Consider the following 21,081-nt stretch of genomic DNA (forward strand, 5'->3'; position numbering starts at 1 on the left):
CGTTATATCAAAAACTTCAAAAATGAAAAAAATACTGCTTCTTGGTTTGATTTCCTGCCTGTTTTTGTCTTGTAAAAAGGAACATAAAATTGCCAATGTTGAACGTGCTTTTTATTATTGGAAAAGTGACAATTGGAATATTTCACAAAAAGAAGACTCTATTAGTAAAAAACTAAATGTAAAGAAATTATATGTGAAGTTTTTCGAAGTAGATTATAGTGATGCAATGGGCAATTTTCCCATTTCAAAAACACAACTTTATTTATACAATCTTGATAGTATTACTATTGTACCAACTGTGTATATAAAAAATGCTGTTTTCCTAAAATCCAATCAGGCCAGTTTGGATACTTTGGCAGATAACGTCAACTTTTTAATCACTAAATTTTATAAAGAAAAATTCAGAGAGGCCAAACCTCTGACTGAGTTTCAAATGGATTGTGATTGGACGTTGAAATCCAAAGACAACTATTTTTATTTTTTGAAAAAACTAAAATCCATTTCCCAAAAAGAAATCAGTTGTACACTGCGATTGTATCCATATAAATATCCGGATAAAATGGGAGTTCCTCCAGTTGATAAAGCTACTTTAATGTGTTACAATATACTGAATCCATTGCAGAACCATACAAAAAACTCCATATTGGATATTGATGAATTAGAAAGTTATCTGGATACAGATAAAATCTATCCGAAGCATTTAGATGTTGCTTTGCCTATCTATTCGTGGATGCAAGTGTATAAAAACGAACAGTTTTCGAATGTAATCTATACAGATAATAAGATGGTCAAAAAGTTGTTGAAGGAAATAAAACCGCTTTGGTATTCGGTAACCAAAGACACTGTTATCAATGAAACCTATTTGCGAATAGGCGATAAAGTAAAGTTTGAAGAAATTGACGCTCGAAAAATTGAGCAAACAATTCATTTATTGAAAAAATATGTAAGTTTCGACAAGAATACCACGGTTTCCCTTTTCCATTTAGATGATGAACAATTAAGCAATTATACCAATGAAGAACTTTCTGGGTTTTATAGCGCTTTTAGCAAGTAGCAGTCTTTTTGCCTGCGGATTTTATCCGTATGGTGAAGAACTTCGTTTTTCATTTTTTAATCCCGATTTGATGGGATACCATTCCTATTCGGAGTTTTATTATTCTGCCAATACATTTTCACCTCAAGGGGTTTACAGGGATTTTGATAAAAGACCCAATGACTTACTTTGGGTTAAATATTGCAAAAACAAGGTTTCCTATCAGGCGGTTCAAGAAGTATTGGGTGGGATGTCTGTTGGCGACATCAATCCAAGGTCAAAAAATGAAATGTTGCATTATTTGTATCAAACCAAAGATTATGAGGTAATTAATTATTTGAAGTTTGCCAAAAACTGTGAATTTTTCAATTCCTGGATGGAAGACCCTTGGGAGCGCAATGAAGTGCAATCGTCTCCGGTTCGAAGAAAATTGTTAAAGAATGCTATTTTGCTTTCCAAACAAACAAAGAATGAAACACTAAAGTTCCGTTATACTTTTTTAGCTATCCGTATGGCATTTTACAGCCAGGATGTGGTTAAAATCAGAACGCTTTTTGATACTGTTTTTAAAGCCAAACCTTCCAAAGACATATTGTTTTATTGGAGTTTGTATTTCAGAGCCTTAGCTGAAGAAGATAAAGCTTTGGGCAATTTTTATGCATCACAGGTTTTTGTCAATGCACCCGAAAAACGTTTTGCCATTTCACAATATTACAATAGAGATGTTCCTATAGAGCAAGTAGTAGCTTTTGCCAAAACCGATGATGAAAGAGCCAATGTTTATCTTTTCGCCGGGATTTTAAAACACGATAAATCATTGGAATATTTCAAAAAAGTATATGAATACCGTCCAAAGTTTGATGGATTGAGTTTTATGTTGTTGCGCGAAATGAATAAAGTGGAAGATTGGATTTTTACGCCTTATTACACTCTTTTTGAACCATCGATTGAAACCAACAGTTATTGGGATGAAGAGGTTTCTGTTTTTCAAACCGTACAGAAAAGGGTAGAAGGCGATCGAAATTACGCCGGAGAATTATTGCGCTTTATCAATACAATCGATTTGAATTCAGTTGAAAATCCTATGCTCTGGAAAACCTGTAAAGCTTATTTGTTATTCATTACTAAAGATTACAATGGCAGCATTTCCTTATTGAATGAGCTGGAAAAAGTCAAACAATCAGAATTGGTTACCAATCAATTGGAAATTATTGAAGCATTGGCTTTAACAGCCAATCAGGAATACGGAAAAGCGATATTGATTAACGAAGTGAAACCGATAATTTTAAGAAATAAAAACTATCAAAAGTTTTTGTTTGCCTTGGGAAGAGAACTAGAATACAAAGGCAACACCACAGATGCAGTATTACTGTATTCCACTTTAGGTAAAGGTTATGAGAATTATTATGAAGATCATAATTATTATAATAGTGTCTATTGGAAAACGGTGACCAATTCACCTGACAATTATTCTGATTTCTATAATGAGTATTTCGATTACATCAATGTAATGTATACGCCTGGGCAAATGGAAGCTTTGATTGACAATATTTATAAAAACAGAGATAAGGAAGATGAATTTTCAGTTTTTAAATACAGTGTTTTAAAGACACAATTACCTCTTTTATATGATTTATTAGGAACCAAATACATACGACAAAACAAATTGACTAAAGCAATGCAAAGCTTTAAGAAAGTTGATGCTAAACTTTGGAATGAAAAGTATTCTAACTGGGAGCATGAGAACAACGGATGGAATTTTGGAGATAATGTATTTGATGAAAATCCATTTTATGTTGTAAAATATACTCCGGAGTTTATTCCGGTAAAAGATGCTTTCCGCATTAATAAATACACCGTTACGCGACAACTGATTAAGTATATTAACAAAGCTGAAAATCCAAAAGAAAAGAACAAGGATTACTATTATTTTTTAGTTGGGAATTGCTATTATAATATGACTCATTTTGGCAACGCCTGGATGATGCGTCGCTACTACTGGACCAGCGGAGGAAATCCAACTACTATCGAAGATGAGAGAGAATATTACGAATGTCTTTCGGCCAAAACCTATTATTTGTTGGCACTTAAAAATGCCAAGACGGATAAGTTTAAAGCGTTGTGTCTGCGGATGATTGGCCGTTGTGAAAACAATAGATTGATTCATGCAGACAACGATAGATTTGAAGGCAGTTATGATCAGTTCCAAAATTATATTATGGGCAATAATAAATACTATCGGGAGTTAAAAGAAAAGTATCCGGATTATTATGGTGAATTGACTTCAAACTGTGATGCTTTCGGAAAATATTTCAGCGCCAGACGATAATAAAAAAGCTCTCCATTGGAGAGCTTTTCGTTTATTCTTATTAACCCAATAAGAACAAAAACAATAGAGGGAAAAGTAATCCGGCGATGGCCAGTTTCCAACCTCTACGTTTAAAGGTAAACTTTCCGGCAGGAATCATAATCGCTCCTGTAATCGCTATTGTGATTAATGATATTCCAAAGATATCAGAGTAATAAATCCACCAGTTAGAAGTGTTTTTGTGCAACTTCATCATTTGGCTGATGATAGGTGTTTTTTGAAAAGAAACAATTTCACCTTTACCAGTTTCCATATCAATTTCAACATCGTGTTTTTCGAATGAAATCTTGAAGGTTCCTTTTTTTACATTGTGACGACGAATTTTGTCATCAATACCAAGAGCTTTTCCCAAAGAATCAGCAAACGGTTCGTTGATTTTTTCCTCCGCAGGCAATTTAACTTCGATGGCTTTGGTTTCAATCGTATATTTTTCAGGATGCCAGCTTTCCCTGTGATTCATCAAAATCCCTGAGAAGGCAAAAGAAATGATTAGTCCAATATAAAAATAACCTAAGTCGCGGTGCAGGTTTCTGATAGTGACTTGCTTCATTTTTTAGAATTTATAAGATACTGTAGTGGTTAACATTCTTGGGGCAATAGGGGTAACGGTATTATCATCATAAACATAATAGCTAACTACATTTGCTAAGTTCGATAATCTTGCTCTTATTGAAAAATCTTTGATGGAATAACCAACTGATGCATCGAATTGTAAAAATCCGTCAACAGGAATTGGTTTTCTTGCCATTTCAGCAGCAGTTGACGCATTGTTTGGTCTTAATCTTCCGCCTAATCTTTCTCCGATAAAAGTTGATTGTAAACCAAATTCGAATCCTTTTAATTTGGTGTTTTCAAAAGTATAAAACGCACTTGCATTAGCGGTATGTTTTGGTGAAAATCTTAGATGTGTACCAGCATCATAGATATTACTTTTAGTATATTTTGTTTCGTTAAAACTGTATCCGGCGATTAATCTTAAACCTTTGTGGTGGCCTGTAATGTCTAACTCAACTCCTTTACTTTGGTAAGCTCCAGCTAATTCTTTGATGTTGGTATTGGTATTTCCGTTTGAGAAATCGGTCTGCGCTAAATTTCCGTAATCGATTAAATAAGTTGTCAAATTAGCAACCAAATGACCTTTGAAGAATTCGTTTTTAATTCCCACTTCGTATTGATCGATTCTTGAGTTTGGTAAAGCTTTTAGATTTCTGTCAGTTCCGGTGTTTAACACAAATGAATCAGAATAGCTTGCAAAAACAGAATTGTTTTTAGTTGGTTGGAAAACCAAACCTAATTTTGGAGAAAATATATTATCGTGTGTTTCTGTTACAACCGGTGCAGTTGGTGTTGAAGAATATGTGAATACTTCAGAGGTGTTTTCAAGATAGCTGTAACGTAAACCGGCTAATACTTTTACTTTTTGAGTAACTTCAATTAAGTCCTGAAAGTAAACTCCGGCTCTTTTAACATTGGCCAAAGTGTTAGTGTTTTTATCCATTGAAGGGATAAGTGTATTGGCGTAGGTTGGATTTTTGGCAAGAATCACATTCGGATTATAGATGTTGATTTTGTCATAATAATTGATGTTTTTGTAAGCCAAAGTGACAGTGTTACTTTGGTCGGCATCTGCACCAAAAAGTAAAGTGTGTTTCATTTTTCCGGTGTTGAAGGTTCCGGTTAAATCTGCTTCAACTAAGCTGTAATCTTGCTCTGAGTCTGTTTTTTGAACACCTCTAATCCAATCGCCATTGGCACGAACTAAGTTGTTGTTTGCGTTGTTAGGATCATTAATTCCTGCATTTGGTCTTAAACTCGACAATAAATCAGTGCTGTAACCTTGGTAAGAGAAAATCCCTTTCAATTGCCAGTTTTTGTTTAAATCGTGATTGATGGTAGAAGTAAAGCCTACTTGTTCTGAGTCAAATTTTCCCCAATCAAAACCTAAGAATGAATTTCTTGGCAATTCAACCACTTTATAATCAATGGTAGCCAAACCAAAGTCAGGTGTTCTGTTGTCACTTGTATAATCCGCTTCAACTAAAATATTTGTTTTTGCTGAAATGTCAAATAAGAATGATGGATTGAAATAGATTCTTCTGGTTTGCACATCATCTCTAAAACTGTTTCCTTGCTCATAGCTACTGATAAAACGGTAAGCCACAGTATTACTGTTGTTCACTGCTCCATAAACATCAATGGTAGGTTTGAAAAAGTTATATTCTGTCGTTCTGATACTCAATTCACCACCGTGATTGAATCTTGGTTTTTTGGTGATAAGGTTTAAAATTCCACCCGGAGCAACGTTTCCGTATAAAAGTGCGGAGCTTCCTTTTAAAATTTCTATACTTTCAAGCGAAGCTGTTTCAGGAATTAACGATCCGTTAAATCTCACACCGTTTTTAAATGTGTTAGCACCGCTAAAAGTAAATCCTCTTGAACCTAATTCTTCCTGATTGTTTCCTGAAGCATTGCTGGCACCTGCAACATAAATACCGTTAGCGTTTTTAAGCGCATCTGAGAGTCTTAATATTTGTTGTTGCATGATGGTTTCTTTACCGATTACCATAGAGGCTTGCGGTAAGTCAAGTGGTTTGATGTTGGCTTTTCCACCTTTAACCACGGTTTTTTGTTGTTGTGAAATAATCACTACTTCTTTTAAGGCTTCTCCTTTTTTGTTTTTTACTGTATCGTTTACAGCATAAAGTTCGTCTTGGAAATCATCATTGGATTCTTGGGCAAAACCAACGGCACTAGTAGTAAGTGTTAAGGCGAGAATTGTAATATATCTATACATTTATTTAGAATAAGTTAAAATAACGGTGCAAATATAAATACGAGATTTGAATTAAAAAAGTTTATTTAGACTTAATATAAATAATATTTTTCAACAAATTGATTTACTAATGTTTATAAATAAAAAAACCTTACTGTTTAGTAAGGTTAGAAGTGTTTTATGAAGAAAAAGTGCTTATTTTTTAGTCATTGCATAGCTTTCCGAAGTCGGTTTTCCTTGTTGCTTTCCGGAAATTGTTGCAACTAAACTAGTTCCATTTATTTTTTTATAAGTGATTTTTTGTGGGTAATCATGAGCTGGGTTTTCAAAAGCAAAAGTGTTATCTGCATCCGAAGTTAATTTAAATTGAACAGGCTCATCATTATTTTGTCCAACAACTGTAGCATTATAGGTTAATTCCTCAGCACGCTGCGTAAGCTTTATGCTTTCAAAATGAACCGTGTCTTTAGGGGTGATAAAATAACTGTCTCCGCTAAACGTGCTGTCATTTTGCTTTGTCCAGGTTTCCTTTAAGGTTCCATCAGGAAGTTTTTGTTCCCAATTGCCAACAAGCCAATTCAGCTTTTCGAGTTTGTCGAACTTTTTTTCGGAAGAATTATTTTTACATGATGCTAAACAGGCAAGAACAAGTGCAATAACCAAAGGAAGTTTGTGTGATTTCATAGAAAATGATTTATAAAAGATAAAAATAGTAAACTTATTTATCATTTTCATATTTTGGTAAGAAAGGAATTCGTTTTCTAATTTCAGAAAACTTCTTGTTAACGGGATATTGTCTATTAGCTGTAATATTATTAAAGAACAAGGCCGCAACAAGTAAAATTATACTTCCAACCAAAACAGGTGATATTACATACCAATAACCAAGATTCTTCAATTCAACAGAACCAGTCACGGCAATCAAAGCTGTTGCTCCTCCGGGTGGATGCAATGTTTTAGTTATTTGCATTAAAACAATGGACAATGAAACAGCAAGTGGTGCCGTAATCCACAAAATATCAGGAGCAAATTTTTGAACGGTAACACCAATTATGGCTGAAACTAAATGTCCACCAATTAGGTTTCTGGGTTGTGCCAATGGACTTTGAATTACACCATATACCAATACACTTGAAGCGCCAAAAGAGCCAATTAGATAAATCACATCAGAATGAGGTAAAGTTTTTGATTGCAAGTAAGCAATGATACCAATGCCAATAAACGAACCAACAAATGCCCAAAAGTGTTCTCTAAAATTAATCAGGGTCTCTCTGTAAAGAATATATCTTGTCCTACGATAACCTCTTTTTATTTTTTTGATTGGCATAACTATGCGCGATTATAATTATAAACTGTAAATGGAAAAATTAGTTTCGAAGTATATTTGGCAATCAGTGCCACTGCTAAAATTGGGAAAAACAAAGTATAATCATTTATCATTCCACATACCAAAAACAGAGCAGTAAAAGGAGCATGAATGCTGGCACTTAAAACAGCGGCCATTCCAATGACCATAAAATTAATCGGAATAACATTGGCATCGAAAAATGTATTTAAAATCGTAGCCATTAATAATCCCAAAAAGGCACCAATAAATAGGCTGGGAGCAAACACACCGCCATCGCCGCCAGAGGCTAGTGTGGCTGAAGTGACAATAGGTTTTAAAATAAGTATTCCGAGAATTGTTGCTATAAGACTTAGAGTAGTGACTGGATTGGTTGCCGAAAATATATCTTTCATGGCATGATAACCATCACCATATAATTGTGGAAATTCAGCCAATGAAAGACTCAAAATTAATGCACCAATGATAATTTTATGATAATCACTTGCAATTTTCCCGTATTGTCGTTTAAAGAACAACACCATTTTGGTAAGGAAAACAGAATTAATTCCGGCTAATATTCCCAACAAAATAAAATAAGGAATTGCATAAAAATGCCAAGTGGTAATGGTAACACTAAACAACGGTTCTTCGTTCATTAATAGTAACAAAGCAGAAGCTATCGTTAGCGCAATGATGTTGGTCAAAAAGAAAATCTTATTCGTTTTTTTGGCAATGACTTCCATCGAAAACAAAATACCGGCAATCGGACTGCTGAATAAAATTGTAATTCCGGCTGTAATTCCGACGCAAATCAGTTCCGTTTTATAGTTTCTGAAAACATTTTCTTTTCTATGTGATGCTGCACCAATTGCAGCCGTCGAGACAACGGTTGAAACTTCGATTCCGGTGGAGCCACCAAAAGCAACGGTAAACAATCCATTGACAAAATGCGATGGGATTTTATATAACGGTAAGCTTTTATTCTTTGATTTGGTCGCATCAAAAATTTCAGTAATGCCTTTGTTTTCTTTTTTCTTGAATAAATACTGGCGTAAAAAGTGAATGATAAGCAATCCAATAATTGGAAACACAAACATGTAAATAGTGTTGTTGGCTGCTTTCAAAAAGAAAATGCTTTCTAAATATTCCGTTGTATGCTTTAATGATATGGCCAAAAAGGAAGAAAGAACACTAATCAGCAACGAAGCTATAATCAGTTTTCGGGTTATAATTAGTCTGATTTTTTTTTTAATTTTTGTATAGGAAGTCATTTGGAGTATTGTATTTTACAAAATTAATGAATCATTATCCGAAAAACTTTAAATGCAATCATAAAACTATCCTAAACTTGAAATAGTAAATTTTAAACTTGAAACAAAAAGTTGTATTTTTGCACGCGAAATAAAGAACACAAAATAATGTTAGAAAGACTTCAATATGTAAAACAGCGTTTCGACGAGATTTCGGATTTGATTATTCAGCCCGATGTCATTGCCGATCAAAAGCGTTATGTACAGTTAAATCAGGAATATAAAGCTCTGAAAGATTTGATGGAAAAGCGTGAAGAGCTTATTAATGTTACCGGAAATATTGCTGAAGCAAATGAAATTATTGCTGATGGTTCTGATGCCGAAATGGTAGAAATGGCCAAAATGCAATTGGACGAAGCCAAAGAACGTTTGCCGGAATTAGAAGAAGAAATCAAATTCATGCTGATACCAAAAGATCCGGAAGATGCCAAAAATGTAATGGTTGAAATTCGTGCCGGAACTGGAGGAGATGAAGCTTCAATTTTTGCAGGAGATTTATACAGAATGTATACTAAATATTGTGAATCTAGAGGTTGGAGAACTTCTACGGTTGATATGAATGAAGGAACTTCAGGAGGTTTTAAAGAGGTTATCTTTGAAGTAACCGGAGAAGACGTTTACGGAACATTGAAATTTGAAGCCGGAGTTCACCGTGTACAACGTGTACCACAAACCGAAACACAAGGTAGAGTTCATACTTCTGCAGCAACGGTTATGGTTTTACCTGAAGCCGAAGAATTTGATGTACAAATTGATATGAATGATGTTCGTGTCGATTTCTTCTGTTCGTCTGGCCCTGGCGGACAATCGGTTAATACGACTAAATCTGCTGTGCGTTTGACACACATCCCAACCGGATTAGTAGCACAATGTCAGGATCAAAAATCGCAGCATAAAAATAAAGATAAAGCTTTGGAAGTTTTACGTTCGCGTTTATACGAACAAGAATTAGCCAAAAAACAGGAAGAAGATGCAACAAAACGTTCATCACAGGTAAGCTCAGGTGATCGTTCGGCAAAAATCAGAACTTATAATTATGCGCAAGGTCGTGTGACTGACCACAGAATTGGATTGGATGTTTTTGATATGGATGGTGTGATGAACGGAAAAATTCAAAAATTTGTTGACGAACTTCAGTTGGTGAACAATATGGAAAAACTAAAAGAAAGCGAAGTTTTCTAAATAAAAAAAGAGCTAACGAAAGTTAGCTCTTTTCTTTTACTTACTATCAGTAGACCCATTTGGGCTAAAGTCTAAATCCGTAAGCAAGTCTCAAAGCAATCATTCCCATTCCTTTTCCAGTTGTTCCATCATTATTCACTATTGGAAAATCAGTATAATGTTCGTATCGTAGACTGGCATCAAAATACTTGTTTGCGTATCCTATTCCAGGACTAAGAAGCAATGAAGATTCATCATAGTCGTTTGTAACGGCAAATGCACCACCAACTTCAGCCAATAAGTAAAGTTTATCTTTTAGAACAAAGGCTTTAAATCCACCTTTTACAGGTATGTATCCCAAATCATTATCATCACCATTGATGAAGAAATTATTGAATCCTGTAGTAAAAGTTAAAGAATATTTGGTTGATAAATCGTATTGTAATCTAACATCGGCGCCAACATTAAACTCATAAGGTTCTGCGCTTAATGGTACACCACCTGAAAGCCCGAAGCCAAGACGCCAGCCTTGATCATAATTTTCTGTTTTTGTTGTTGTTCCCGAATCTTGTGCAGATGCCGTAATCGAACCTGCTAGGAATAAAAGAACTGTGACTAATTTTACTGAATTTCTAAAAATAGTTTTCATGGTATTTAATTTAGATTAATAAAATGTAGTTTTTCTACACTTTTTCTCCTTTTATGATTTTAAGCAATACAACTACGACTGCAGCTAATAGTAAAAGATGGATAATACTGCCTGTGTTGTATATGAAAAACCCTAATGCCCAGAATATGAGTAATAATATCACGATTGAGTAAAGTAGATTTTGCATGATAGTTTGAAAATTATTTGTTAGTATCCAGTTTGTTTTGATTGACATCATTTAACATTACAAAGTTGCGTGGATTGTAGGAGGTTTATGTTATAACTTTTTTAGCAATAGTTATAACATTTCCATTTATAGAAAATCCTATGCGATAACATAGGATTTATAGATAAGGAGTAAAGTTAGTTAGTGGTTGTCTTCCGGAAGGTAAATGGTAAAAGTTGCTCCGGCATTTGGTTTTCCTTTGGCAAAAATAAATCCCTTATGGTTTTCAACAATTTTTTTACAAATGGCCAAACCAATTCCGGTACCAACATATTCATTCTTATTATGAAGACGGTTGAATAATACAAATATTTTTTCAGCATATTCCTGCTCAAAACCAATCCCGTTATCTGTAAAAGTAATTTTATAGAACTTGTCTTTTGTCTTTTTAGGAATCAATTCTTCCTCGAAAGCAATTACCTTTTTGCACGAAATTTTAATTTTCGGAACAGTGTCGGTTTTGCTGTATTTTAGTGAATTGCCAATCAGATTAGCAAATAATTGCTGGATTTGAAACGAAATTACAGTCATTACCGGCAACTTATCACTTTTGATAATCGCATTTTTTTCCTCGATTGATTGCAATAGATCGTTTTTAGCATTTTCTATTAAGTCATTCAAGTCGGTACTTTCAAAAACTTTCTCTGTTTTTGTAGTTCTCGAATATTGCAACAAATCATCAATAAGAATTCGCATTCGTTCAACAGAATTGTTGATTCGGGTCATGAACTCTTTTCCGTTTTCGGATAGGTTGTCATATTCTTTGTCAGCCAATCGGGAAACAAAGGTTTGAATTTTCCGCAATGGTTCCTGTAAATCATGACTGGCAACATAATTAAAAGCGACCAGTTCTTTATTACTGGCTTCTAATTCTATGTTTTGTTGTTCCAATGACAAAGAAGCCAAAACTTCTTCCGTAACATCACTGGTGGTTCCAATTAAAATTTCTTGTCCTGATTTATTGGTTACAATTCGGGCTGTAGTTCTAAAATATCTGACTTTCTTATCTTTTCTAATCACTCTGTAAGTAAATGGTGCCATGCTGCCATTTTCTATCATTTTAGAACTAGCCTCACTAAAAGCGGAAAGATCTTCAGGATGAATATACTTCATAAAGTTTTCCTGGCTAGCAAAAAAAGCTTTCGGTTCATAACCAAGCAGTCGATAACTGTTGTCTGAAAAAGTATATTCTTTGGTATCAACATTTAATTGCCAACTACCAAAACTACCGACTATTTCAGCCAGATTATTTGATTCATTCAACACAACCAGACTGTTGTTGGAAATTTGTAATTTATCTAAATCTTTAATAATTCGGGTATAGGAAATAGAGATTAACAAAAGCGTAATCAAAAGCGTTATATAAACAAAAATTGGAGTAACCTTGATGGTGTCTTTATAATACAATTCTCTTCCTTTTAATGTTTTTTTCTCATAAAGAATCATTTTATCTATTTGATTCCGAATGCTATCCATTGTTTCCTTACCAATAATTAAAGCTTTTTTTATTTCTTTATCATCTATTGATTTTTTTAGCGATAAATGCAAGGTAATAGAAAGATAATTTTGTCTTTTACTGATGAAAAATTCTAATTTTCGGAGATTATTTTCTTGAGCAGGATTATCTTTTGTATATTTTTTAACTTTAGCAAAAGAACCATCAATTTTCGTTTTGGATTTTATATAAGGAACTAAAAAGGTAGAATCTTTAGTGATTAAAAATCCACGCTGACCGGTTTCAGCATCTTTTATATACGACATTAAACGTTCCAATTCTAGGTTGATATCATAGGAATGAGTAACCCGTTTAGAAGAACTATCTAATACACTAATATGCTTGAAAGTTACGGCTGCAATGAAAAAAATAGCAAAAATAGAAACCACAAAAATGCTTTTGAGAAAAATAGCCGATTTATAGATTCTACTTAATTTCATGATTTCAATAATTTACAATCGAAGTAAAAAATTATCTCTGTTTAATCCCGAAGTATAATATTGCCAGTTTATGGTAACTACATCCGACAATACTTTTTTCAGTGTAGTAAAATCACTTGGCTTTTTTATATAGATATTGGCACCAAGTACAAAAGTTTCTTCGATATGTTCTTCTGAAGATGAAGTTGAAAAAATGGCAATAGCAATATCGCTAAAACGATCGTCTTTCTTTATTTCATTGAGACATTCAATTCCGTTTTTCTTTGGCATGTTTAAATCGAGAAATAAGACATTAGGCAAAACAGCATTTGGAGTATTTAAATAATCCATCAATTCTACGCCGTCATTAAATGTATTTACTTTTGTATTGATTTTCATTTCTTCAAATGCATCAGTAAAAAGCATCCTATCGTCTTCGTCATCGTCGGCCAAAATAATGTGTATATAATCCTTATCCATATGTCTTATTTTTTTGTGGCGATTTCTCTTCTTTTTGTTATTATTCGCTGAAAGGCTGAAGGTGTAATTCCGGTAACATTTTTAAATTGTGTACTTAAATGCGCCACACTCGAATAATTGAGTTGGAAAGCAATTTCAGTCAAGCTCAAATCACTGCTTACAATTAATTGCTTGGCATATTCTATTTTTTGCAAAATAATGTAATTCTCAATTGAAGTGTAGGTTACATCAGAAAACAAATTGGAAAGATAGCCATAGCTGTGACTCAACTTTTCGGCAAGATAAACGGAACTTTTGACATTAACTAGTTCAGGGCTGTGAATCATCTCAATTATGGCATCTTTTATTTTTTGAACCAAGACACTTTTTTGATTTTCGATAATATCAATACCATATTCTTTAAGCTCTTCGGTCAAAGCCTTAAAAACAGAAGCATCAATTTTCCCCAGAACATCAACTTCACCAAAACCTAATATTCGATAGTTGATATTATGTTTGATGAGTTTTTCTTCTAAAACTTTTCGGCAAACTGCGTTAAAATCAAATTTGATAAAGATTTTCATAAAAATGGATTCAGCGTTAATTATTGTAAATGTAATAAAATAATGCTATCAAAAAAGCCGTATTGTTATACGGCTTTTTCTTTCTCTCTAACCCCAACTTTTATTATAGCCAAATGATAGTAGATTTGAGTATCATTTGCTTTACAAAGATATCCTACCTTTTTAAGGATGGGTTATATAATTTTAGGGCATTGTTATATTTTTTCCACTTTTTAGTTTCCAATTTGTAACTTTGTACCACACAACTACAAAAATGACAACACAACAACTCGTTCAACAAATCCAACAAAAAAAATCTTTTCTTTGTATTGGTCTCGATGTAGATTTGACTAAAATTCCACAACATTTACTGGAACTCGAAGATCCAATTTTTGAATTCAATAAAGCCATTATCGATGCCACTCACGATTTGTGCGTTTCCTATAAACCCAATATGGCTTTTTATGAAGCCTACGGATTAAAAGGCTGGCAGTCGCTACAAAAAACTATTAATTATTTAAACGAAAAGCATCCTGAAATTTTCACCATCGCTGACGCTAAACGCGGAGATATCGGAAACACATCAGCGATGTATGCCAAAGCTTTTTTGGAAGATTTGAATTTTGACAGCATAACCGTTGCACCTTATATGGGCAAAGATTCAGTTGAACCATTTTTAGCTTTTGAAAATAAGTTTGCCATCATGTTAGCACTGACTTCCAATGAAGGTGCATTCGATTTTCAGACTAAAAACGCAGATGGAGAAGAGCTTTTTAAAACAGTAATTAAAACGTCTAAAACCTGGAAAAATTCACAAAACTTGATGTATGTCGTTGGCGCAACCAAAGCGGAATATTTTGCTGAGATTCGAAAAACAGTTCCAAATAGTTTTCTGCTCGTTCCCGGAGTTGGCGCTCAAGGGGGAAGTTTATATGATGTTTGCAGTTATGGTATGAATGATGAAGTTGGTTTGCTTATTAATTCATCCCGTGGAATTATTTATGCTTCCAACGGAAAGGATTTTGCTGAAAAGGCTAGGGAAGAAGCCTTGAAAATACAGCAGGAAATGGAAGTGATTCTTGCAAATAAATAGTCGTTTTGAAAACGTTTGCAGACCAACTCGGCACAATCCACACTTTTGAGAACATTCCGAAAAGAATCGTTTCTCTTGTACCTTCTCAAACAGAACTGCTATACGATTTGGGTTTGGAAGAAAGCATCGTTGGAATTACTAAATTCTGTGTGCATCCTTTTCATTTCAAATCGACAAAGAAAATTATTGGTGGCACCAAAAAAGTGCATTTCGAAAAAATAAGATTACTCCAACCCGACATTATCATTGCCAACAAGGAAGAGAACACTCAGGAAGTTGTTGAGCAACTTTCTAAAATCTGCCCCGTTTGGGTTACCGATATTATCACTTTGGAAGACAATTTGAAAATGATAACTGACTTTGGCTTACTGTTTAACAAAAGAACCGAAGCTCAAAAATGGGTGGATAAAATAAATTTTGCACACCAAAATTTTCTGAATTTTATCAAAGATAAAGAAGTACTAAAAGTAGCTTATTTTATTTGGGCAAACCCGTATATGGTTGCCGGAAACAATACGTTTATTAACGAAATGCTTAAATTCAATAACTTTCAAAATATTTATGAAAATAGGGAAGAACGTTATCCCGAAATAATTATCCAAAAGATGCGAATTCAAGGCGATCCTGATTTGATTTTACTTTCATCGGAACCTTTTCCTTTTACTGATGAACATGCTTTTGAATTAGGAAGATTTACACATCATGCCAAAACAGTTTTTGTGGATGGCGAAATGTTTTCCTGGTATGGAAGTCGGTTAATAAAAGCATTTGATTATTTCAAAAAACTACACGAAAGCATTGCATAAAAAAAATCCGGTGTTTTGGGAACACCGGATTCTTTAAACTAACCCTAACCAAAATAATAAAAAACCAAATTTATTACAGTACAAATATACGCTGCCTTTTTAGCTTTTACTGTTAAGGTTATGTTATACTTATGTTATTGATTTCTAAAAATTTAGATCTACTTTTTGTCCTGCATTGCAAATACTTGTTGCAGCAAAGTAGAAGTTCTTGAACTTAGGTTGGTTCTGATGTTTTTTTCTTCCACAGCAATCATTTTATAAACACCTTCTAACGCTTTATTGGTAGTATAATCGGTTAAATCAGGATTGACTTTTTTAACAAATGGAATGTTGTTGTATTTGGAGATAATATTTGTCCAGACTTTATCAGCTCCCACTTTTGCAAAAGAGTTTTTGATAACCGGATTGAATTTAGCGTATAAAGGAGTAGTCGTAGTAGATTGAAGATAAGTAGTTGCAGAACTTTCGTTACCCATCAAAATATTTTTAGCATCTGTAAAAGTCATTTGTTTTACGGCATTCACAAAAATTGGTGTTGCTTCTTTTGTGGCATCTTCTGCAGCACGGTTCAGCATTTTTATACCATCATCTGCAAGAGAACCCAATCCTATTTTTCGCAAGGCTTTATCTACTTTTTGCAACTCTTCGGGCATTAGGATTTTTACCGCTTCGTTTTTATAAAACCCATCAACAGCAGTCAACTTCGATACTTGTTTGGTGATTCCGTTATTCAACGCTTCTTTTAATCCACCTGCTATATCAAGGCTTTGTGTGGAGTTAGGAAGTTGATTGGCAATTTGTTGTAATTCGGCGCAACTCATAAAAACAAACATTAGGGCAAAAGCAGCGGTAATAGATAGGAACTTTTTCATAGTAAAATTTTTTTTCGATGTCTTGCAAAAATAAAGCCAAAAAATGAATGCTAAGCAAAAACAACTGTTTTATTATTGTAAACCATCGTTTTTCTTTCGGCATGCAATTTTATGGCTCTTGCCAAAACCATGCGTTCTAAATCTTTTCCTTTCATGATAAAGTCTTCTATCGAATGGCTGTGCGTTACCCGAGTAATATCTTGCTCAATAATCGGTCCTTCATCCAATTCTTCAGTAACATAATGACTGGTAGCTCCAATAATTTTCACACCACGGTTAAAAGCGGAATGATAAGGTTTCGCTCCGGGAAAAGCTGGTAAAAAAGAATGGTGAATATTGATAATTTTGTTTTTATACAATTCAATCAGATTAGGCGTGATAATCTGCATATAGCGCGCCAAAACAATGAAATCAATTTGGTGTTCTTTTAGAATTTCTATCTGAGCTTTTTCTCCGGCTTCTTTGTTCTCTTTGGTAAATGGAATGTAGTGATACGGAATCGAAAAGCGTTTGGCAACATTACTCAAATCATTGTGATTACTTATAATCAAAGGAATTTCTACATGTAATTCACCAGTGCTGAATCTCGAAAGAATATCATACAAACAATGATCATATTTAGAAACAAAAATCGCCATTCTCGGTTTTCGCTCCTGAAGCTGAACTGACCACGACATAGAAAAAGGAGTAGCTAGGTTTTTCTGAAAGTTATCCTTAATGTCATTCAAATTAAAATGGTCTTTAGCAAATTCACATACCAATCGCATAAAAAAGACATCCTGATCACCATCTACATGCTGGTCAAGGTAAATAATGTTTCCTTCAATAGAAGCAATATAGTTGGTAACAGCTGCTATAATTCCCTTTTGATCTCGGCAATGGATGAGTATGACAATTTTATTCATTTGATATTGAAATGCTTGGTTCTGTATTCCAAATCTAAACTTATTTTGCTTTGATTTTTGAAAAAAACTAATTTTTATGTTTTGTACTAATTAATAGTCCATTTTTTGAAAAATCCTTAAATTGCGTGCTCAAAACAGACACTTATTTAACAATGGTTCAAGAACAACCTTATATTCCTAAAAACAAAGTCAGAATTGTAACTGCCGCTTCACTTTTTGATGGTCATGATGCCGCTATTAATATCATGCGAAGAATCATTCAGGCAACTGGTGTTGAAGTAATTCATTTGGGTCACGACAGAAGCGTAGAAGAAGTGGTAAACACTGCAATTCAGGAAGATGCCAATGCCATTGCTTTGACTTCTTATCAAGGAGGGCATAATGAGTATTTTAAATACATGCACGATTTATTAAAGGAAAAAGGAGCAGGTCATATCAAGATTTTTGGCGGCGGTGGCGGCGTAATTTTGCCAAGCGAAATTGCAGAACTGCAAGCTTACGGAATTACCCGAATTTACGCTCCGGATGATGGTCGAGCCATGGGATTACAAGGAATGATTAACGATTTGGTTAAGCAATCTGATTATCCTATTGGTAACGAACTGAATGGTGAGCTAAAACATATTGAAGATAAAAATCCAACAGCTATTGCCCGTTTGATTTCGGCAGCAGAGAATTTCCCGGAAATTGCAAAACCTGTTTTTGATGATATTCATAAGATTAATGAAACCTCAAAGATTCCGGTTCTTGGAATTACAGGAACTGGTGGAGCTGGAAAATCTTCTTTGGTTGATGAGTTAGTACGTCGTTTTTTAATTGATTTTCCTGAAAAAACTATCGGATTAATTTCGGTTGATCCATCAAAACGTAAAACTGGTGGTGCTTTACTAGGAGACAGAATCCGTATGAATGCGATTAACAATTCCAGAGTTTATATGCGTTCGTTGGCAACACGCCAATCTAATTTAGCGTTATCAAAATATGTTGCCGAAGCGATTCAGGTTTTGAAAGCGGCGAAATACGATATTATCATTCTTGAAACTTCGGGAATCGGACAATCTGATACTGAAATCATGGATCATTCCGATGTCTCTTTGTATGTAATGACACCTGAATTTGGTGCCGCAACGCAATTGGAAAAAATCGACATGCTTGATTTTGCTGATTTGGTAGCGATAAATAAGTTTGATAAACGTGGTGCTTTGGATGCTATTCGCGATGTGAAGAAACAATACCAACGCAATCACAACCTTTGGGATACAAACCCCGATGAAATGCCGGTTATTGGGACAATCGCTTCACAGTTCAATGATCCTGGAATGAACACACTTTATAAAAAAGTGATGGATAAGATTGTGGAAAGAACTGGTGCCGATTTAAAATCTACTTTCCAGATTACCCGTGAAATGAGCGAGAAGATTTTTGTTATTCCACCACACAGAACAAGATATTTATCTGAAATTGCAGAGAACAATCGCAAGTATGATGAAACGGTTTTAACTCAGGTAGAAGTTGCTCAAAAGTTATATGGCATTTATAAAACCATTGAAAGCGTTTCCAGAAAACCAGTGCATTTAGACAAAGCCGGAGTTGATGTTAATGCTTTGAATTTCAATGATGATAACAAAGATTTTCTAAACCTATTAGTTAAAGAATTTGACAGAGTAAAAATGAACCTTGATCCATTCAATTGGGAAATAATCCTAACATGGAATGACAAGGTAAATAAATATAAAAATCCGGTTTATAGCTTTAAAGTGCGTGACAAGGAAATCAAAATCCAAACGCATACCGAAAGCTTATCACATACACAACTTCCAAAAGTAGCGCTTCCAAAATACCAGGCTTGGGGCGATATTTTGAGATGGAATTTGCAGGAAAATGTTCCAGGAGAATTTCCTTTTGCTTCCGGATTGTATCCGTTTAAGCGTGAAGGCGAAGATCCATCACGTATGTTTGCAGGAGAAGGCGGGCCGGAACGTACTAACAAACGTTTCCATTATGTGAGTGCAGGTTTACCGGCAAAACGTTTATCGACAGCGTTTGATAGTGTGACCTTATACGGAAACGATCCTGATTTACGTCCGGATATTTATGGAAAAATCGGTAATGCCGGAGTTTCTATTTGTTGTCTGGATGATGCCAAGAAATTGTATTCCGGTTTCGATTTGAGTCATCCGCTGACTTCGGTTTCGATGACAATCAACGGTCCGGCGCCAATGTTGTTGGGTTTCTTTATGAATGCTGCTATCGACCAAAATTGTGAAAAATACATTGTTGAGAATAATCTTCAGGTAGAAGTAGAAGAAAGAATCAACGAAATCTATAAGGAAAAAGGATTAAACAGGCCAAAATACAACGGTGAATTGCCACAAGGAAATAATGGTTTAGGACTTATGCTGCTTGGCGTTACCGGAGACCAAGTTTTACCAAAGGATGTTTATCAGGACATCAAAGTTAAAACACTGACACAAGTTCGTGGTACAGTGCAGGCTGATATTTTAAAAGAAGATCAGGCGCAAAATACTTGCATATTCTCTACTGAATTTGCGCTTAGATTGATGGGTGATGTGCAGGAATATTTTATTCAGAAGAACGTTCGTAACTTTTATTCGGTTTCTATTTCAGGTTATCATATTGCCGAAGCCGGAGCGAATCCAATTACGCAATTGGCATTTACGCTATCGAATGGTTTCACTTACGTGGAATATTATTTGAGTCGTGGAATGAACATCAACGATTTTGGACCAAACTTATCCTTCTTTTTCTCAAACGGAATTGATCCGGAATATGCTGTAATCGGAAGAGTTGCACGTAAGATTTGGGCGAAAGCCATGAAAAATAAATACGGTGCCAACGAAAGAGCGCAGATGTTGAAATACCACATCCAAACTTCCGGTCGTTCGTTGCACGCTCAGGAAATTGATTTCAACGATATTCGTACAACGCTTCAGGCTTTGTATGCGATTTATGATAATTGTAATTCGTTGCATACGAATGCGTATGACGAAGCGATTACAACTCCAACTGAGGAATCAGTGCGTCGTGCGATGGCAATTCAATTGATTATCAATAAGGAATTGGGTTTAGCCAAAAACGAAAATCCAATTCAGGGTTCGTTTATCATTGAAGAATTAACCGATTTAGTTGAAGAAGCAGTATTGCAGGAATTTGACAGAATCACAGAACGTGGCGGAGTTTTGGGCGCTATGGAAACCATGTATCAGAGAAGCAAAATACAAGAAGAAAGTTTGTATTATGAAACTTTAAAACATACAGGTGAATTTCCAATCATTGGAGTAAACACATTCTTGAGTTCAAAAGGTTCACCAACGGTTTTACCAGCCGAAGTGATTCGTGCTACCGAAGAAGAAAAGCAAGTGCAGATTCAAACCTTAGATAATTTGCATAAAACCTATCACGATTATGAAGATGAGCAGATTGCGGCTTTGCAGAATGCTGCAATAAATAACGAAAACATCTTTGAAGTGTTGATGAATGCTACGAAATATTGTTCACTCGGACAGATTACCGCAGGTTTGTTTGAAGTAGGAGGACAGTATCGTCGTAATATGTAACTTAGTATATTAAAAAAGAAAACCTCACATCACTGTGAGGTTTT

At 34.6% G+C, this 21,081-nt stretch carries 18 protein-coding genes; 6 read left to right on the plus strand and 12 right to left on the minus strand.

Going from position 1 to position 21,081, the window contains the following annotated elements:
- The first annotated feature begins 22 nt into the window (after positions 1-22).
- On the plus strand, positions 23-1,054 hold the full coding sequence (locus GS03_RS09255; protein ID WP_136152258.1) for a hypothetical protein: 1,032 nt from the start codon (positions 23-25) through the stop codon (positions 1,052-1,054).
- Positions 1,014-3,362 carry a hypothetical protein gene (locus GS03_RS09260; protein WP_136152259.1) on the plus strand — a complete coding sequence of 783 codons (2,349 nt, stop codon included), beginning with the start codon at positions 1,014-1,016 and terminating at the stop codon, positions 3,360-3,362. Before GS03_RS09255 ends, GS03_RS09260 begins: the two co-directional genes overlap by 41 nt.
- Positions 3,363-3,402: 40 nt before the next feature.
- Here the strand turns inward: GS03_RS09260 and GS03_RS09265 are convergent, their stop codons facing one another.
- The 5 genes from GS03_RS09265 to GS03_RS09285 all read right to left on the minus strand — a co-directional run bounded on the left by GS03_RS09265 (position 3,403) and on the right by GS03_RS09285 (position 8,772).
- Positions 3,403-3,951, minus strand: coding sequence for a PepSY-associated TM helix domain-containing protein (locus tag GS03_RS09265; protein WP_136152260.1), 549 nt, complete (start codon positions 3,949-3,951; stop codon positions 3,403-3,405).
- Between the two features lie 3 nt (positions 3,952-3,954).
- Entirely contained in the window at positions 3,955-6,195 is a 2,241-nt protein-coding gene (locus GS03_RS09270; protein ID WP_136152261.1) for a TonB-dependent siderophore receptor, read from the minus strand.
- Positions 6,196-6,369: 174 nt separating this feature from the next.
- Positions 6,370-6,858: a DUF6265 family protein gene (locus GS03_RS09275; protein WP_136152262.1), complete on the minus strand. Its 489-nt coding sequence runs from the start codon at positions 6,856-6,858 to the stop codon at positions 6,370-6,372.
- Positions 6,859-6,892: 34 nt separating this feature from the next.
- Positions 6,893-7,501 carry an HPP family protein gene (locus GS03_RS09280; RefSeq protein WP_136152263.1) on the minus strand — a complete coding sequence of 203 codons (609 nt, stop codon included), beginning with the start codon at positions 7,499-7,501 and terminating at the stop codon, positions 6,893-6,895.
- A 2-nt stretch (positions 7,502-7,503) separates the two neighbouring features.
- Positions 7,504-8,772, minus strand: a complete 1,269-nt coding sequence (locus GS03_RS09285; protein ID WP_136152264.1) for a chloride channel protein — start codon at positions 8,770-8,772, stop codon at positions 7,504-7,506.
- Between the two features lie 147 nt (positions 8,773-8,919).
- Between GS03_RS09285 and prfA the strand changes: the two genes are divergently transcribed.
- On the plus strand, positions 8,920-9,993 hold the full coding sequence (gene prfA / locus GS03_RS09290; RefSeq protein WP_136152265.1) for a peptide chain release factor 1: 1,074 nt from the start codon (positions 8,920-8,922) through the stop codon (positions 9,991-9,993).
- Positions 9,994-10,057: 64 nt separating this feature from the next.
- Here the strand turns inward: prfA and GS03_RS09295 are convergent, their stop codons facing one another.
- The 5 genes from GS03_RS09295 to GS03_RS09315 all read right to left on the minus strand — a co-directional run bounded on the left by GS03_RS09295 (position 10,058) and on the right by GS03_RS09315 (position 13,804).
- The gene (locus tag GS03_RS09295) at positions 10,058-10,621 is read right to left on the minus strand and encodes a hypothetical protein (protein WP_136152266.1); all 564 of its coding nucleotides are present in this window, start codon (positions 10,619-10,621) and stop codon (positions 10,058-10,060) included.
- A gap of 34 nt (positions 10,622-10,655) precedes the next feature.
- On the minus strand, positions 10,656-10,859 hold the full coding sequence (locus GS03_RS09300; protein WP_317128567.1) for a lmo0937 family membrane protein: 204 nt from the start codon (positions 10,857-10,859) through the stop codon (positions 10,656-10,658).
- Positions 10,860-10,988: 129 nt separating this feature from the next.
- Positions 10,989-12,782: a CHASE3 domain-containing protein gene (locus GS03_RS09305; protein WP_136152268.1), complete on the minus strand. Its 1,794-nt coding sequence runs from the start codon at positions 12,780-12,782 to the stop codon at positions 10,989-10,991.
- A gap of 12 nt (positions 12,783-12,794) precedes the next feature.
- Positions 12,795-13,241 (minus strand): response regulator, encoded by a 447-nt coding sequence (locus GS03_RS09310; RefSeq protein WP_136152269.1) that lies wholly within the window; start codon positions 13,239-13,241, stop codon positions 12,795-12,797.
- A gap of 5 nt (positions 13,242-13,246) precedes the next feature.
- Positions 13,247-13,804: a helix-turn-helix domain-containing protein gene (locus tag GS03_RS09315; protein WP_136152270.1), complete on the minus strand. Its 558-nt coding sequence runs from the start codon at positions 13,802-13,804 to the stop codon at positions 13,247-13,249.
- 253 nt (positions 13,805-14,057) lie between these two features.
- Here GS03_RS09315 and pyrF point away from each other — a divergent pair, with 253 nt between their 5' ends.
- Positions 14,058-14,876 (plus strand): orotidine-5'-phosphate decarboxylase, encoded by an 819-nt coding sequence (gene pyrF, locus GS03_RS09320; protein WP_136152271.1) that lies wholly within the window; start codon positions 14,058-14,060, stop codon positions 14,874-14,876.
- A gap of 5 nt (positions 14,877-14,881) precedes the next feature.
- Positions 14,882-15,682: an ABC transporter substrate-binding protein gene (locus tag GS03_RS09325; protein WP_136152272.1), complete on the plus strand. Its 801-nt coding sequence runs from the start codon at positions 14,882-14,884 to the stop codon at positions 15,680-15,682.
- A gap of 158 nt (positions 15,683-15,840) precedes the next feature.
- Here the strand turns inward: GS03_RS09325 and GS03_RS09330 are convergent, their stop codons facing one another.
- Entirely contained in the window at positions 15,841-16,554 is a 714-nt protein-coding gene (locus GS03_RS09330) for a DUF4197 domain-containing protein (protein ID WP_136152273.1), read from the minus strand.
- A 50-nt stretch (positions 16,555-16,604) separates the two neighbouring features.
- Positions 16,605-17,459: a formyltetrahydrofolate deformylase gene (gene purU, locus GS03_RS09335; protein ID WP_136152274.1), complete on the minus strand. Its 855-nt coding sequence runs from the start codon at positions 17,457-17,459 to the stop codon at positions 16,605-16,607.
- 152 nt (positions 17,460-17,611) lie between these two features.
- On the opposite strand from purU, the gene GS03_RS09340 reads away from it, so the two are divergent.
- Entirely contained in the window at positions 17,612-21,037 is a 3,426-nt protein-coding gene (locus tag GS03_RS09340; protein ID WP_136152275.1) for a methylmalonyl-CoA mutase family protein, read from the plus strand.
- Positions 21,038-21,081 lie beyond the last annotated feature (44 nt).

The sequence above is a fragment of the Flavobacterium sangjuense genome, assembly GCF_004797125.1.
Classification (GTDB): Bacteria; Bacteroidota; Bacteroidia; order Flavobacteriales; family Flavobacteriaceae; genus Flavobacterium; species Flavobacterium sangjuense.

Excerpts from the sequence above, each read along its gene's own strand:
- GS03_RS09310 (WP_136152269.1), bottom strand. The coding sequence starts at position 13,241 with ATGGATAAGGATTATATACACATTATTTTGGCCGACGATGACGAAGAC.
- GS03_RS09305 (WP_136152268.1), bottom strand. The coding sequence starts at position 12,782 with ATGAAATTAAGTAGAATCTATAAATCGGCTATTTTTCTCAAAAGCATT.
- GS03_RS09295 (WP_136152266.1), bottom strand. The coding sequence starts at position 10,621 with ATGAAAACTATTTTTAGAAATTCAGTAAAATTAGTCACAGTTCTTTTA.
- GS03_RS09300 (WP_317128567.1), bottom strand. The coding sequence starts at position 10,859 with ATGATGTCAATCAAAACAAACTGGATACTAACAAATAATTTTCAAACT.
- GS03_RS09260 (WP_136152259.1), top strand. The coding sequence starts at position 1,014 with ATGAAGAACTTTCTGGGTTTTATAGCGCTTTTAGCAAGTAGCAGTCTT.
- GS03_RS09330 (WP_136152273.1), bottom strand. The coding sequence starts at position 16,554 with ATGAAAAAGTTCCTATCTATTACCGCTGCTTTTGCCCTAATGTTTGTT.
- GS03_RS09340 (WP_136152275.1), top strand. The coding sequence starts at position 17,612 with ATGGTTCAAGAACAACCTTATATTCCTAAAAACAAAGTCAGAATTGTA.
- GS03_RS09280 (WP_136152263.1), bottom strand. The coding sequence starts at position 7,501 with ATGCCAATCAAAAAAATAAAAAGAGGTTATCGTAGGACAAGATATATT.
- prfA (WP_136152265.1), top strand. The coding sequence starts at position 8,920 with ATGTTAGAAAGACTTCAATATGTAAAACAGCGTTTCGACGAGATTTCG.
- purU (WP_136152274.1), bottom strand. The coding sequence starts at position 17,459 with ATGAATAAAATTGTCATACTCATCCATTGCCGAGATCAAAAGGGAATT.
- GS03_RS09255 (WP_136152258.1), top strand. The coding sequence starts at position 23 with ATGAAAAAAATACTGCTTCTTGGTTTGATTTCCTGCCTGTTTTTGTCT.
- pyrF (WP_136152271.1), top strand. The coding sequence starts at position 14,058 with ATGACAACACAACAACTCGTTCAACAAATCCAACAAAAAAAATCTTTT.
- GS03_RS09265 (WP_136152260.1), bottom strand. The coding sequence starts at position 3,951 with ATGAAGCAAGTCACTATCAGAAACCTGCACCGCGACTTAGGTTATTTT.
- GS03_RS09270 (WP_136152261.1), bottom strand. The coding sequence starts at position 6,195 with ATGTATAGATATATTACAATTCTCGCCTTAACACTTACTACTAGTGCC.
- GS03_RS09275 (WP_136152262.1), bottom strand. The coding sequence starts at position 6,858 with ATGAAATCACACAAACTTCCTTTGGTTATTGCACTTGTTCTTGCCTGT.
- GS03_RS09315 (WP_136152270.1), bottom strand. The coding sequence starts at position 13,804 with ATGAAAATCTTTATCAAATTTGATTTTAACGCAGTTTGCCGAAAAGTT.
- GS03_RS09285 (WP_136152264.1), bottom strand. The coding sequence starts at position 8,772 with ATGACTTCCTATACAAAAATTAAAAAAAAAATCAGACTAATTATAACC.